This is a genomic window from Sinorhizobium mexicanum (genome assembly GCF_013488225.1).
Taxonomy (GTDB): domain Bacteria; phylum Pseudomonadota; class Alphaproteobacteria; order Rhizobiales; family Rhizobiaceae; genus Sinorhizobium; species Sinorhizobium mexicanum.
In genome coordinates, this window is sequence record NZ_CP041238.1 from 1,084,199 (window position 1) to 1,097,019 (window position 12,821).

The 12,821-nt window shown below is 64.3% G+C and carries 10 protein-coding genes and 2 tRNA genes; 6 read left to right on the plus strand and 6 right to left on the minus strand.

Annotated elements, in window-relative coordinates:
• The first annotated feature begins 38 nt into the window (after positions 1–38).
• Positions 39–944: a DUF1499 domain-containing protein gene (locus tag FKV68_RS05035; RefSeq protein WP_180940434.1), complete on the plus strand. Its 906-nt coding sequence runs from the start codon at positions 39–41 to the stop codon at positions 942–944.
• Positions 945–1,018: 74 nt separating this feature from the next.
• Here the strand turns inward: FKV68_RS05035 and FKV68_RS05040 are convergent, their stop codons facing one another.
• Positions 1,019–1,942 (minus strand): MBL fold metallo-hydrolase, encoded by a 924-nt coding sequence (locus FKV68_RS05040; protein WP_180940435.1) that lies wholly within the window; start codon positions 1,940–1,942, stop codon positions 1,019–1,021.
• Positions 1,943–2,226: 284 nt separating this feature from the next.
• Between FKV68_RS05040 and FKV68_RS05045 the strand changes: the two genes are divergently transcribed.
• Positions 2,227–2,301, plus strand: a tRNA-Gln gene (locus tag FKV68_RS05045).
• A gap of 246 nt (positions 2,302–2,547) precedes the next feature.
• Positions 2,548–5,004 (plus strand): hypothetical protein, encoded by a 2,457-nt coding sequence (locus tag FKV68_RS05050; RefSeq protein ID WP_180940436.1) that lies wholly within the window; start codon positions 2,548–2,550, stop codon positions 5,002–5,004.
• Between the two features lie 1,129 nt (positions 5,005–6,133).
• On the opposite strand, the gene ggt is transcribed toward FKV68_RS05050, so the two are convergent.
• Both ggt and FKV68_RS05060 read right to left on the minus strand, forming a co-directional pair.
• Positions 6,134–7,753: a gamma-glutamyltransferase gene (ggt, locus tag FKV68_RS05055; protein ID WP_180940437.1), complete on the minus strand. Its 1,620-nt coding sequence runs from the start codon at positions 7,751–7,753 to the stop codon at positions 6,134–6,136.
• Positions 7,754–8,025: 272 nt separating this feature from the next.
• On the minus strand, positions 8,026–8,439 hold the full coding sequence (locus FKV68_RS05060) for a hypothetical protein (protein WP_180940438.1): 414 nt from the start codon (positions 8,437–8,439) through the stop codon (positions 8,026–8,028).
• Between the two features lie 290 nt (positions 8,440–8,729).
• On the opposite strand from FKV68_RS05060, the gene FKV68_RS05065 reads away from it, so the two are divergent.
• The 3 genes from FKV68_RS05065 (at position 8,730) to FKV68_RS05075 (ending at position 9,974) form a co-directional block, all read left to right on the plus strand.
• Positions 8,730–8,806, plus strand: a tRNA-Pro gene (locus FKV68_RS05065).
• Positions 8,807–9,073: 267 nt separating this feature from the next.
• Positions 9,074–9,355, plus strand: coding sequence for a hypothetical protein (locus FKV68_RS05070; protein ID WP_180940439.1), 282 nt, complete (start codon positions 9,074–9,076; stop codon positions 9,353–9,355).
• A 475-nt stretch (positions 9,356–9,830) separates the two neighbouring features.
• Entirely contained in the window at positions 9,831–9,974 is a 144-nt protein-coding gene (locus tag FKV68_RS05075) for a hypothetical protein (RefSeq protein WP_180940440.1), read from the plus strand.
• A gap of 18 nt (positions 9,975–9,992) precedes the next feature.
• On the opposite strand, the gene FKV68_RS05080 is transcribed toward FKV68_RS05075, so the two are convergent.
• The 3 genes from FKV68_RS05080 to cysD form a co-directional block, all read right to left on the minus strand.
• Positions 9,993–10,184 (minus strand): hypothetical protein, encoded by a 192-nt coding sequence (locus FKV68_RS05080; RefSeq protein ID WP_180940441.1) that lies wholly within the window; start codon positions 10,182–10,184, stop codon positions 9,993–9,995.
• A gap of 142 nt (positions 10,185–10,326) precedes the next feature.
• A complete protein-coding gene (cysN, locus tag FKV68_RS05085; RefSeq protein ID WP_180940442.1) occupies positions 10,327–11,826 on the minus strand; it encodes a sulfate adenylyltransferase subunit CysN in 1,500 nt (499 codons plus the stop codon).
• Positions 11,826–12,779, minus strand: coding sequence for a sulfate adenylyltransferase subunit CysD (cysD, locus tag FKV68_RS05090; RefSeq protein WP_180940443.1), 954 nt, complete (start codon positions 12,777–12,779; stop codon positions 11,826–11,828). The genes cysN and cysD overlap by 1 nt, the downstream gene beginning before the upstream one ends.
• Positions 12,780–12,821: the final 42 nt, after the last annotated feature.

Below are 12,821 nucleotides of genomic sequence, written 5' to 3' on the forward strand. Positions count from 1 at the left end.
GCCATGGTCTGTTCCGCTTCGGGGATTGATTCCGTTAGATGATTATCCGCTACGAGCGTCCCTATTCCCACGCCGCGCACTGGGCGCGCGGGTTCGCCCGCATCGCATTTGCGATCTTCGCGCTGTCGCTGCTGGCGCACCGCTTCGGTCCGTTGACCACGCCGCATTTTCTGGCGCTTGCCCTGCTGTCGGGTGGTCTTGCTCTGACCGGCGTGCTGCTCGCGGCGGTCGGGCTCACCCGCCTGTGGAAGGTAGCGGCGGTCGGCGGTATCGCGTCGCTGTCGGCGCTTGCCTATGCCGCGCCTCCGCTCGGCTTCCTCGGCTTCGGCGCCGTGCAATATCTGATGCGGCCAAAGATCTACGACATCACCACCGATACCGTGACGCCGCCGCCGTGGATTGAGGCTCCTACGGCCGAAAAGAGCTGGCTCACGCGTAACCCGATGGTCACGCCGCAGGACCGGGAGGCGCAGATCGTGGCCTATCCCGGACTGACCGGCAGACGCTACGACGGTGCACTCGACCGCGTGTTCCAGGGTGTGCGCAAGGTCGTCGGGGAAACGCGTATCACCGTCACGGCGGAACTCGGCGTCGAGAACGCCCGCGCAGATCTCGAGGATCTGGCCGTTCAACCCGGCGCGGGGGCGAACACGAACAGCGAGCCCGATGTCATTCCGGTGCCCGCTGCCCGTCCCGCGCCCGATCTCGATGCACTTCCAGGACGGCGCGCGACCGACGTCGTGCTGCAGGGCGAATGGCGTACCCTGATTGTGGGCTTTCGCTTCGATGTGCTGATCAGGCTTCGGGAGGAGGCGGAGACGACGTTCGTCGATCTGCGCGTGGCCTCTCGCTATGGTGCCCATGATCTCGGCACGGGCGCCTCCTTTGCCGAGGAGTTCCTGCGGGCGCTTGACGCCGAACTACTGGGCATTGCCGGCGATTGACCGTGCTGGCGGCTATGCCACCGCGCGTCTTAATCGGACGCGCAAAGGCTAACCTTCAAGGAAAATTGCGGTGGTCATCCGGCACCGCCCGGCACCAGCCGATAGTCGCCGAAGAGCGACGGCGGACCGTCGGTTTCGACGCGGCCCCGTTCCACGAGGTCTTCGAGATGCGCCAGGACTGAAAGCGCCGCGGCCTCGTGGAGCCGCTGGTCGGTGGAAGCGTAGATGACCTTCACCATGTCCGGGATCGTCCGGTCGCCGGCGCGGATGCGTTCCAGCACGGAGCGCTCGCGCATCCCGCGGTGCGCCCGAAGCGCGCGAACGAACGCCGCGGGGTCGGAGACCGGGCCGCCATGGCCGGGCAGATAGAGCCGATCGTCCCGTTGCAACAGCTTTTCGAGCGACAACATATAGTCGGCCATGGCGCCGTCGGGCGGTGCGACGATGCTCGTCGCCCAGGCCATGACATGGTCGGCGGAAAAGAGAATGCCGGTGCCGTCCAGCGCGAAGGCGGCGTGATTTGCGGTGTGGCCGGGTGTCATCACGGCTGTCAGGCTCCAGCCGTCGCCCTCAACCCTCCTGCCTTCGGAAAGCGCTATGTCGGGCATGAAATCCATATCTGAGCTTTCGGCGAAGGGGTTGGTTTCGCCGGCATGCAGGGGCCGGGCCGCACGGTGAGGGCCTTCGGCAACGACCACGGCGCCGGTCGCGGCCTTTAGCCGCCGGGCGAGGGGGGAATGATCACGGTGCGTATGGCTGACGGCAATGTGCGTCACCTCGCGGCCACCGAGCGCAGCCATAAGCGCACGGAAATGTGCGTCGTCGTCAGGCCCCGGATCGATCACCGCGACCGAGCGTTTGCCGACGATATAGGTGTTCGTTCCATGAAACGTGAAGGGGCCGGGATTGTTGACGGTGATACGCTGCACGCGATCGGCAACGGGCACCGCCTCGCCGTGAGCCGGCTTGAAGTCGAGGTCGAAATCCGGTCCCTGCATGCGTCTCTTCCTGGGTTTCACATGTACTCGTGCGCGACAATGGGCATTGGCTCTGCGCCTGCCTTCACATTCCGGAGCGCGCGGCGACAATAGGCCAAAGGGCCATTGGAGGAAACCGCCGCCGGCACGCGAAATTTTACGCGCGACGTCGGCTGCTTGCGCCGAAGCGGCGCTTGGCAGGCCAAATAAATCTGCGGCCAAGACGAAGTTAAGCATTGTGACGGGCGGCGAGCTTTGCTAATCAGGCGCTCGATTTGGCAAGCGATTTTCTCGCCAGCTCAAGTTGGGGCGTAGCCAAGCGGTAAGGCAGCGGTTTTTGGTACCGCCATTCCCTGGTTCGAATCCAGGCGCCCCAGCCATTACCTCATGACCGTTCTCGCTGCCCCTCTTTTCCGATGTGCTCAGGTCCTTGCGACGCCCGAATGCGACGCCGGCTCAAGAAGTTCAGCTAATGAGGATGGATTAAGCCATTTGGCGGATACCTAACCCTTTTTGAAGGGCATCGCTACGAACTGGCTGTGCTACACTGAACGGTACCCTTGAGGGATCACCAGCGCTGTGCGCCATGACTTTTGTGCCAGTCGCGCCTAGCCGGAGGATCAGTCATGGATATCAAGCGATCCGAGCCGACCTGCGGCAAGCCTGCATCTCCCTCCAGAGACTGTCTAGCCACGGCAGTACCGTGGCGTCGCATGCGGCAGAGGGCGGTCGGTGTCGCCCACTTCTTCACTCCCTTCTACCTTGTTCTGCTGCTCGGATCTCCGGCAGTGAGTCAGACGGCGTCGGATGCCGGAGCCGGCAGCCGCGAAGGTGCGGTCATGATTGCCCAACGACCGACACCGGCGCCGGCAGGGCAGCCATCTCCCACCTCTGCCGAAAGGCGCCCGCCGGTGGCGCAATCGCCGGCGGCGGTGCCGTCGGCGCCGGAGCTATTGTCCGCTTTGAAGCGAGAACGGGCAAGGGTGGAAGCATTGCGTCACGACCTGGCGGCCACTCGCAGGGAGCTCGAAACCGCTCGCCGAGAAACGCAGACGGAACGCCAGCTGGGCGCCACCCTGACGCAGGAGCTCAGTGCTGCGTGGGCCGACCTGAAAGCCATGAGCGCTCAACTCGATCAGGCAGCGAATACCACGGTACAAGCGAAGGAAGCTGCGGACGAAGTCGTCAACGAGGCCAATGAGAAAACCGCGCGCGAACGCGCCAGGAGCGCCGCGCTGGAACAAAAGCTGCTCGCGGCGCGCAAAGACGTCGACGCAATCAAGAACGGTGCGCAAACGGCAGGTGGTGAGCGGGAGGAAGTTCTCCGTCGGGATCTGGCTGCGGCCAGACGAGACCTTGATGCGATGCGGCGGGCGGACGACGACTCCGCCGAGCAGGCGCGCAAGGTTGCGGATACGGCGGATGAACGAGAGCGGGCCCTGGAACAGCAGCGCCAAAGGGCCGAAGAACTTGCTCGCGATCTGTCGACGGCGCGGCGAGAGATCGCAGATTTGAAGACCAAGGCTGCTGGGGCGATCCAATCAGAGGCCGCCGCGCTGAAGGCGCGGCAAGCCGGGGAGGTGGCTCTCGCGGATGCGAAACGGGCCGTTGACGAGCAGCGGCATAAGCTTGGAGTCTACGAACGCGATCTCGCGGCAGCGCGCCAATCGCTAACAGCGCTCGAGGCCCGAGCCAATCTCGCCGCAACTGAGCAGGCTGCCGCGGTTAACGCTCGAAAGCTTGCCGAGGCGACGGCAAACCGGGCAGGCGAGGCGCTCTCCTTGGAGTCCGAGAAAGGAAGCTCGCTCGCGCGCGACCTCGACGCCGCTCGCCGAGAACGCGACGCGGCAAAAGAGGAATTGACCCGGGTCCTGGCGGCGCAGCGCACGGCGTTGGACGAGCGCGAGCGCGGCAATGGCCAGGAGCTGGCGGCGGCGCAGCGCGAGATCGAGGACCTGAAAGCCAAAACTGCTGGAGTGATCCAATCAGAGGCCGCCGCGCTGAAGGCGCGGCGAGCCGGGGAGCTGGCCCTCGCTGATGCGAAACGGACCCTTGACGAGCAGCGGCATAAGCTTGGAGTCTACGAACGCGATCTCGCGGCAGCGCGCCAATCGCTAGCAGCCCTCGAAGCGCGTGCCAATCTCGCAACAACTGAGCAGGCTGCCGCGGCTGACGCTCGAAAGCTTGCCGAAGCGACGGCAGGCCGGGCAGGCGAGGCGCTCTCCTTGGAGTCCGAGAAGGGAAGCTCGCTGGCGCGCGACCTCGCCGCCGCTCGCCGGGAACGCGATGCGGCAAAAGAGGAATTGACCCGGGTCCTGGCGGCGCAGCGCACGGCGTTGGACGAGCGCGAGCGCGGCAATGGCCAGGAACTGGCGGCGGCGCAGCGCGAGATCGAGGATCTGAAAGCCAGAACTGCTGGGGCGATCCAATCAGAGGCCGCCGCGCTGAAGGCGCGGCAAGCCGGGGAGGTGGCTCTTGCCGATGCGAAACGTGCCCTTGATGAGCAGCGGCATAAGCTCGGAGCCTACGAACGCGATGTTGCAGCAGCCCGCCAATCGCTAGCGGCCCTCGAAGCGCGCGCCAGTCTCGCGGCGGCTGAGCAGGCTGCCGCGGTTGAGGCTCGAAAGCGTGCTGAGGCTGCGGCAAGCCGGGCAGACGAAGCGCTCGCATTGGAGTCCGAGAAGGGAAGATCGCTCGCTCGTGATCTTGACGCTGCTCGCGGGGAACGCGACGCCGCAAGAGAGGAATTGACCCGGGTCCTGGCGGCGCAGCGCACGGCGTTGGACGAGCGCGGGCGCGCTAGTGGCCGCGATCTGGCGGGGCGTAAGGAACGGGATATCCCCAAAACCCGGGCTGAGCGTCGCGTGGAGGATATCGAGCCGCCGAAGGCACGCGCCGGTAATCGTACACGTGAGCGTCCAAAGGCCGCTGCTGTTGCCCAATCGACCCGTGATCCGGGATCGCGGAAGATCCGCAAGGTGCAGGTGCAGGCCCGCAAGCCAACGCGAATCGTTCGACCGGCCACGATTGCGCTCCCCGACGCGCTGCTGCCCGAGCGGTTGCCGGTGAGCGGGCTTTGGTAACGGAGATGGAGGGCAAATTCGGGGGCTGATTTGCCCGGAGGATGAGGAAAAACGGCGATGCGCGCGAATCTAGCGGTCACCTTGTTGGTCACAATTGCGATCGGCCCTGCCCCTGCCCTTGGCGCCGGCGCCAGGGTTGGTGGTTCCGGAGTCGGTCTCAGCGTGGGGGTCGGCAAGAATGGCGTTTCAGTAGGTATTAGCACGAGCGGCGGCCAGGGAGGCGGAGCCAAGGCGGGAGCCTCGGTCGGCAAGAATGGACGATCAACAGTTGGTGCCAGCGGCAAAGGCGGTAAGAGTGGCGGCGGCAAATGGGGGGGCGCCGGCTTGAAAAGCGGGTCATCACACGGTCGAAGAGGGGGCACTCTTCCCGCGGCGGCTTCAGGAGGGTCGACACCCGGTTCCGGTGTGTCGTCGGGAGGTGGGGGAGCCGGGACCGTTTCGGGGACGGTTTCAGGTGGCCCGGCCGCAGTCTCCGGGCCGCTAGGAAGTGCCGGCGGGAGCCTCGGGGGGAGCATCAGTGGCAACGTCAGCGGCACCGCCAGTCCGGTCACTGGCACGCCCAGCCCGGTCACCGGCACTGCCAGCCCAGTCATCGGCACGCCTGGTCCGGTTACCGGCACGCCCAGCGCGGCCATCGGCACTCCCACCGCGATCATCGGCGGTCCTCCCGCAAGCGGCGCACGACCACGCGCCACGCTGCCTCGAATTCTGTGGCCGTTTAGATTTGGGCGGTTTGGAAACGAGCGAGGCGAACCGGTCTACCCCTCACTGGACCCGACTCAAACCGCGGCAATCCCGGTCATACCACGCGCCGCCATACCACGGGCCGTGGTTCGCGCCTGCAGTCAGGCAATCGCGTCGGCTGCGTCGCCGCTTGGCGCCGTGCGGATCGGCGCGATAAGTGCCGGTCCCCTGCAGCGGGATCGCCGCGGCGCGCTCGTGGCCCCGCTGGCGGTGCGCATAGACTACGCAAGGCAAGGTGGCATTCAGGTCCGTCGGGCCCTGATCACATGTCGCCTCGACTCGGCCGGCAGGGTTATCTCGGTGATTTAGCCGTTCGACCGTCCATATGACTGCCGCCGCTGACGAGTGGCGGCGGGACGTCGACGCGCCGCGCTGGAAGCATGCTTCAGTAAGCCAGCGCGCAGCCGTCCTTGCGCGGGTCCGAGCCGGCCTGAAGCACGCCATTCTCCGCATCGATCATGATCGCCTGGCCGCCGCCATGGGGCATCTCGTCCATCTTGATCCCGTGGCCGAGCGCCGCGAGGCCGTGCAGCACATCCTCGCGGATGCCGCGCTCGGCCTCGAAGCGGCCCATCTGGTGGAAGCCGCGCGCGCAGTCGATGGCTTCCTGCACATTCATGCCGAAGTCGAGGATATTGGTCAGCACATGGCTTTGGCCTACCGGTTGGAAGCCGCCGCCCATCACGCCGAATGAGAGCCAGGGCCTGCCCTCTTTCATGGCCATTGCCGGGATGATTGTGTGCAGCGGGCGCTTCCAAGGCGCGACGCAATTCGGATGCGCGGGATCAAGACTGAAGCCGGTGCCGCGGTTCTGCAGGAGCACTCCGGTCTTCGCGCTGCTGAGGCCGGTGCCATAGGACCAGAACAGCGAGTTGATGAAGGAGCAGGCATTGCCCTCCTCGTCGACGACGCTGATATAAACCGTGTCGCGATAGGTGGTGGTGCCGCCGGTCGGGCCGGCGGCCGGCATGGCCTTCTTCATGTCGATGCGGCCGCGCAACTCGTCGGCAAAGGCGGCCGAGAGCAGCTTCTGCACCGGCACCTCGGCAAAGGCGGGGTCGGCGACATATTTGTCGCGCGCCTCGAATGCGAGCCTCGTGGCCTCGGCTTCGATATGGAAGCGCTCGACGCCGACCGGGTCGTATTTGCTGAGGTCGAAGCCGCTCAGGATGTTGAGCATCAGCAATGTCGTGATGCCGACGCCGCTCGGCGGGATCTCCAGGAGTTCGATGCCGCGATAGGTTGTCGAAATCGGCTCCACCCAGAAGGCCTCTTGCGTGGCGAAATCCTCCAGGACATGCAGGCCGCCCAGGCTGTGCAGGTAGGTCACCATGTCCTCGGCGACCCAGCCGGAGTAAAAGCCGTCGCGGCCCTTTGCGGCGATCTCGCGGAAGACCTTCGCATGCTCGGCCTGGCGAAAGACCTCTCCGGCTTTCGGGGCGCGGGCGCCCTCTTTCAACCACATGCGCGTGCTGTTAGCGTCCGCCTTGAGCTTGCCTTCATTGCGGCGCCAGTCGGTGGCGACGCGCTCGGTCACCACGAAGCCCTCCTCGGCGTGGCGGATGGCGGGTTGCAGCAACTCGGCGAGCGGCATGGAGCCGAAGCGGTGGTTCAGCTTGCTCCAGGCATCGACGGCGCCGGGGATGGTGACGGCATGCACCGAGGTCAGCCCGATCTCTTTCAATCCCTGCTTCAAGAGATGCTCGACGGTGAGGCCCTTGGGCGCGCGGCCCGAGCCGTTCAGGCCATAGACCTTGCCGCCCTTCGTGGTGCCCGTCGGATTGCTGCGAGCGGGGGCGAAGAGCACGAAATTGTCGCCGCCGATGCCGGTCGAGCCCGGCTCGACCACACATTGCACCGCACAGGCTGCGATCGCGGCGTCGGCAGCGTTGCCGCCACGGCGCAGGATCTCGATGGCGGCGAGCGTCGAAAGAAAGTGCGAGGTGGCGGCGGCGCCATGCCGGCCCATGACGACGGAACGGCCGGGCAGGTGCAGGTCACGCATGGGGAGCTCCGGGAGTCTCGGGGAAAACACGAGACCCGGAGCCTAAGCCTATGGCGGCCGGATGAAAAGACTGGGAGCGCGCGGCACTGGCGGTGCCACGATGGAGGTCGATGTTCCATTACTCCGCGATGCCTGTAGCCGCCGAAAAGAATGAAGCCCCCGTTCCGCCTGTCCGAGCACCGTTTCTGAGACGTGGCAAGGCCCTCGGCCGCGGGTCGAAAAAACCCGCCGGCTTTTGCCGACGGGTGGTCGTGTGGCAGCGGAAGTGAATCTTACTCCGTCTTGGCGCCGCCGAGAAACTCCTCACACCAGCTCGGGCCGTTGACGCGCTTGCGGTCGCCGACGAGGCGGACGGCGCGGATGACGTAGTCGGACGAGACGGTGAGTTGTACCGAGCAGCTCAAGTATTCCGTGCGTGCGGCGGCGATGCGCTTGCCGCGTTTGCCGTCGGCGGTCTTTTCATACTGGACCGGGATCTTGCGGGTTTTGTAGCCGCCCTTCCAGCTGTAGACGGTATCGTCCCCCGTTTCGACGTCGCCGATCGGAGGGCCGAACTGAGCGAAGAAGATGCCGGCGGGCTTGCCAAGCCACTGCGTCTCGACCGCGTTTCTTGCCACTCCTGAAGTCGTCGTGCAGCCGGCAAGGGCCAGCGCAAGGCCGGCGACCGTCATCATGCGGAAGTTCATGTTTTTGTCCCTTTGGGTTTCGTTCTGAAATTTGCGGCGCGGAAGCCCGTATCCCCCGGATTTCCTAGCTTTCCGCTGAGCCTCTAGCGCCAAAGCGTGCGAAAGAAAATCCGCCATGGCCGCCGGTTCTCAGGAAAATATGAAGCGTTGCAGAAACGCCCTATTGCCGCTCGGCGCGAGGTACGCCGCAGGTTTTCCCCTGCCCGAAATTTTTGCCCCGGGCGGCATTCTTTTTTGCGATCGGCGCTTGTGAAATCGAAAATGCTGTTCTATAGAGGCGCCGCTGGTCACGGAGTGTAGCGCAGTCTGGTAGCGCACCACGTTCGGGACGTGGGGGTCGCGTGTTCGAATCACGCCACTCCGACCAGCCAAATCAATATTTTAGCGGATCGGCGCCGGCTCTTCTGGGCACGGTTGTATTGCTTGGTTGCCCACGACCGCCTGGATGCCTGCACGATTGCCGTGGCGCCAGCGAGCAACCCTTCGCTCAGACTTTTCCCAAGCCTCCCATCAAGCGGCTTGCCTGCGCTCCCTCGACCATTGAACGAATGGCCTCACAAAGCCGTGAAGTGCGGAATATTGGCGACTGCCGCCGTGTCGAATGTCGGGGGGACCGAACGATGGAGGTAATGTCATGAAGATGCTCATCTCAATTCCCACTGCGACGGTCTTGCTGATCCTTTCCGGGGTCGTTGCACAAGCGGACGATCATCTCTTCCAGGCGCAGCAAAACGGACTCCGGCCAGGCAGCACGGCGTCGTCCAACACCCATGCCTTTACGACGAACAAGGCTGGCCACAGCGGCACCTTGGCACCCGGTCAGGGAAGCCCCTTCACAGGGGACGACACCCAGACGCCGGCCACTGCTACGACTGCCGCGAACCAGCACGCCAACGTGAAGATCCGCGTCCCATAACCGGTGCCGCTACAGGCTGTTCGCAAGCTGTGGCGATCGCTTGCGGGCTGCTTTGATTGGACAGACGAGAACGGAGGAGCGCCGCCGTCACGAAAAACTTAGGTTTCACCTCCGTTCGGGAGGCGGTCGGGCGTTAGCATGATGGTGCTCACGCCGTTCGGGCGGACTGTCCCACGGCGTTCGCAAACGGTGAAACAGTCCTATCGATCGTCATGATCGACGCGGCAATTTACGAACCGGCGGTCGAGTTTAAAACCCTAAATTCCCAGGGGCGAACACGCGAGGGAAGCGTTTCCCGGCTTCGATCCCAAGGTGGCGCGCAGGTTCGACCGCTTCGTCTCGGTGGCTTTGGACCGAGGCAAGCAGGCGCCTTTATTGTTCAGCGTGAAATAGACCGTAAACCAAATGTTATCTATTCAGGGTGAACGATCAGCGCCACTATCACCTTCAGCAAACGCACTCCCGTGAGGTCGCGATGTTGAAGGAACCCATTTTCACACTGCGCGAAATCGTTATCTGGTCCGCCATTTTGGGCAGTGTCATCGGCTATCAGCTTTGGCGCAACGGCGACCCGCCGCCGCTAACGATGCAGGTGGCTCCGATCGAGCGGAGCGCTTGACGATCCGCGATGGGCTCCTCACTCTTCGGGAAGTCCGTTGCGTCGTGCAGCCTTCAGCAGGACGAGCTCGGGTGCAGCGGCGCCGAATTCGTCTTCGAGTCGATTCACCTCCTCCTCGTCCAGGCGGTATTTCCGCGCAAATGCTTCGATCGTCATGGTGCGGACGTGCAAGCCACCGTCGGGCGTTTCGTTCATGTTGCTGCCAGCCATGGCTACGCCTCCCTGCGAGCCTGGGCGAAAGTTAGGGCGGTGGACCCGATTTGGAAGAGAGGGAGCCAGCAATCTCCGAGGACCGCGAGACCAATAAAAAAGGGCCAAGCGGCCCCTTTTTCGACTTCGATAAGTTGTCTCGTCAGCTGTCGATCGTGTCGACGATTTCGGCCGCCTTGCCGGCGGTGACACGACGGACCTCCACGTCCTCACGCCGGCTCGCGAAGAGTTCCGTTGCCATCAGTTGATCGGCGAGGTCGGCAGGCAAGGACAGGATCACCCGGCTTTCTTCCGCATGAATGCCGCCAAGGGCGGCGCGCTTGGCGGTGATCATGCCGCCGGCAACCGTGTTGTTGGTGTCCGGATCGATCAGGATGAAGGCACCGGTGGTGCGGTTCTGTTCGTAAGCGTCGAAGATCGCCTGTTCGTCGAAAACGAGATGAACCTTGCCGATGGCGTTCATCGGCAACTCGTCCGCATGGTTCCACTTGCCGGTCTTGAGATCGAGCTGGCTTGCGGGCTGAACCTGCACGCGCTGACGGCGGGTGCCGGATTTCAGCCAGTAGCGCTTGCCGGGCTGAATGCCCTCCGGCTGAAGGGCAACCAGCTGAGCGTCGAAGGCAAGCCCGGTCATCGGCTGGCTGTCGATTGCCGCGATCATGTCGCCGCGCGAAACGTCCACCTGGCGGTCGAGCACCAGCGTGATCGCGTCGCCGGCAACGGCGGCATTGCGCACGAGGTCGAAGGTGACGATCTTGGTGACGTTGGCCACCATGCCGGACGGCAGGATCACGACGGAATCGCCGGGCTTCACCGAGCCGCCTGCAACTGTACCCTGGTAGCCGCGGAAGCTCTCGCCCGGGCGCGAGACGCGCTGTACGGGCAGGCGGAAGCCGACGGTCTGCGCAGAGCGGGTCGTTGCGAGTTCCAGAACCTCGATCAGCGTCGGGCCATCATACCAGGGCATTGAGGCACGGCCGTCATAGACGACGTTCTCGCCCTTGAGCGCCGAAACCGGGATCGCCGTGACCTGCCGCACGCCGAGCGACAAGGCGAGTTCCTTGAACTCGTGCGAGATCTGCTCGAAGCGGCCGCGGTCGTAATTGGTGAGGTCGATCTTGTTGACCGCGAGCACGAACTGGCGGATGCCCATCAGCGTTGCGATCGTCGCATGGCGGCGGGTCTGCTCCAGGAGGCCGACGCGCGCATCGACCAGGAGCACGGCAAGATCGGCGGTCGAGGCGCCCGTCGCCATGTTGCGCGTGTATTGCTCGTGACCGGGCGTGTCGGCGACGATGAAGGAGCGCTTGTCGGTCGAGAAGTAGCGATAGGCGACATCGATGGTGATGCCCTGTTCGCGCTCCGCCTGCAGCCCGTCCAGAAGAAGGGCGAAATCGGGCAGGCCAAGATCATTCTGCTTGCCGTTGGAATCGCGCTGAAGGGTCGCCGCCTGGTCTTCCTTGACCGCCTTGGTGTCCCACAGCAGCCGGCCGATCAGCGTCGATTTGCCGTCGTCGACGCTGCCGCAGGTGATCAGTCGCAGCGGGCGGGAATCGCGGGTGGCGCGCACCGGCTCCTGCGCCGGATAGGTCACGGTGGTTGCGTCGTCCAGGGCGGCGTTCGCGATTGCGGGTGCGGTCATCAGAAATATCCCTCGCGTTTTTTCTTTTCCATCGAGCCGGACTGGTCCCGGTCGATGGCGCGTCCCTGCCGTTCGGAGACGGTCGCGGTTTCAAGTTCGGAAATGATGTCGTCGAGCGTCGTGGCGCCGGAGCGGATGGCGCCCGTCAACGGGAAACAGCCGAGCGTGCGGAAGCGGATCACTTCCTCGCGTTTCAACTCGCCCGGAAGAAGTTCGAGACGTGGGTCTTCGGCAAGGATCATCATGCCGTCACGCTCGACGATCGGGCGCTTCTTGGCGAAGTAGAGTGGCACTATCGGGATCTCTTCCGCCTGGATGTAGCGCCAGATATCGACCTCGGTCCAGTTGGAGAGCGGGAAGGCGCGTACGCTCTCGCCCTTGCGGATCATTCCGTTATAGAGGTTCCAGAGCTCTGGGCGCTGGTTGCGCGGATCCCAGCGGTGGTCCGGCGTGCGGAACGAATAGATCCGCTCCTTGGCGCGGCTTGCTTCCTCGTCGCGGCGTGCGCCGCCGAAGGCGGCATCGTACTGGCCGGCATCAAGCGCCTGGCGCAACGCTTCCGTCTTCATGATGTCAGTATAAAGCGCCGAGCCGTGCGAGAAGGGCGTCACGTTTTCTGCCGCCCCACGGGGGTTGGTGTGGACCACCAGGTCGAGATCGTATTTTTCGACCATCGCGTCGCGAAACGCGATCATTTCCTGGAACTTCCAGCCGGTATCGACGTGAAGCAGCGGGAAGGGGACGCGGCCGGGATAGAAGGCCTTGCGCGCCAGATGCAAGAGCACGGACGAATCCTTGCCGATCGAATAGAGCATCACCGGGCGCTCGAATTCGGCGGCAACCTCACGGAAAATGTGGATCGCTTCGTTTTCGAGCGCCTTCAGATGCGGATCGAGCGGCGGCTTCGTGCTCTGCGGATTATGCAGTTCCGTTTCCGGATGGTTATGGGACATTTCGAACTCCGGGGGAGGATGCTTGTCGCTTGATGCGCCGGC

Bases quoted from the DNA above. Each gene is read 5' to 3' on its own strand.
- FKV68_RS05075 (WP_180940440.1), top strand. From the start codon at position 9,831: ATGTTGAAGGAACCCATTTTCACACTGCGCGAAATCGTTATCTGGTCC.
- FKV68_RS05050 (WP_180940436.1), top strand. From the start codon at position 2,548: ATGGATATCAAGCGATCCGAGCCGACCTGCGGCAAGCCTGCATCTCCC.
- FKV68_RS05080 (WP_180940441.1), bottom strand. From the start codon at position 10,184: ATGGCTGGCAGCAACATGAACGAAACGCCCGACGGTGGCTTGCACGTC.
- FKV68_RS05035 (WP_180940434.1), top strand. From the start codon at position 39: ATGATTATCCGCTACGAGCGTCCCTATTCCCACGCCGCGCACTGGGCG.
- cysN (WP_180940442.1), bottom strand. From the start codon at position 11,826: ATGACCGCACCCGCAATCGCGAACGCCGCCCTGGACGACGCAACCACC.
- FKV68_RS05060 (WP_180940438.1), bottom strand. From the start codon at position 8,439: ATGAACTTCCGCATGATGACGGTCGCCGGCCTTGCGCTGGCCCTTGCC.
- FKV68_RS05070 (WP_180940439.1), top strand. From the start codon at position 9,074: ATGAAGATGCTCATCTCAATTCCCACTGCGACGGTCTTGCTGATCCTT.
- FKV68_RS05040 (WP_180940435.1), bottom strand. From the start codon at position 1,942: ATGCAGGGACCGGATTTCGACCTCGACTTCAAGCCGGCTCACGGCGAG.
- ggt (WP_180940437.1), bottom strand. From the start codon at position 7,753: ATGCGTGACCTGCACCTGCCCGGCCGTTCCGTCGTCATGGGCCGGCAT.
- cysD (WP_180940443.1), bottom strand. From the start codon at position 12,779: ATGTCCCATAACCATCCGGAAACGGAACTGCATAATCCGCAGAGCACG.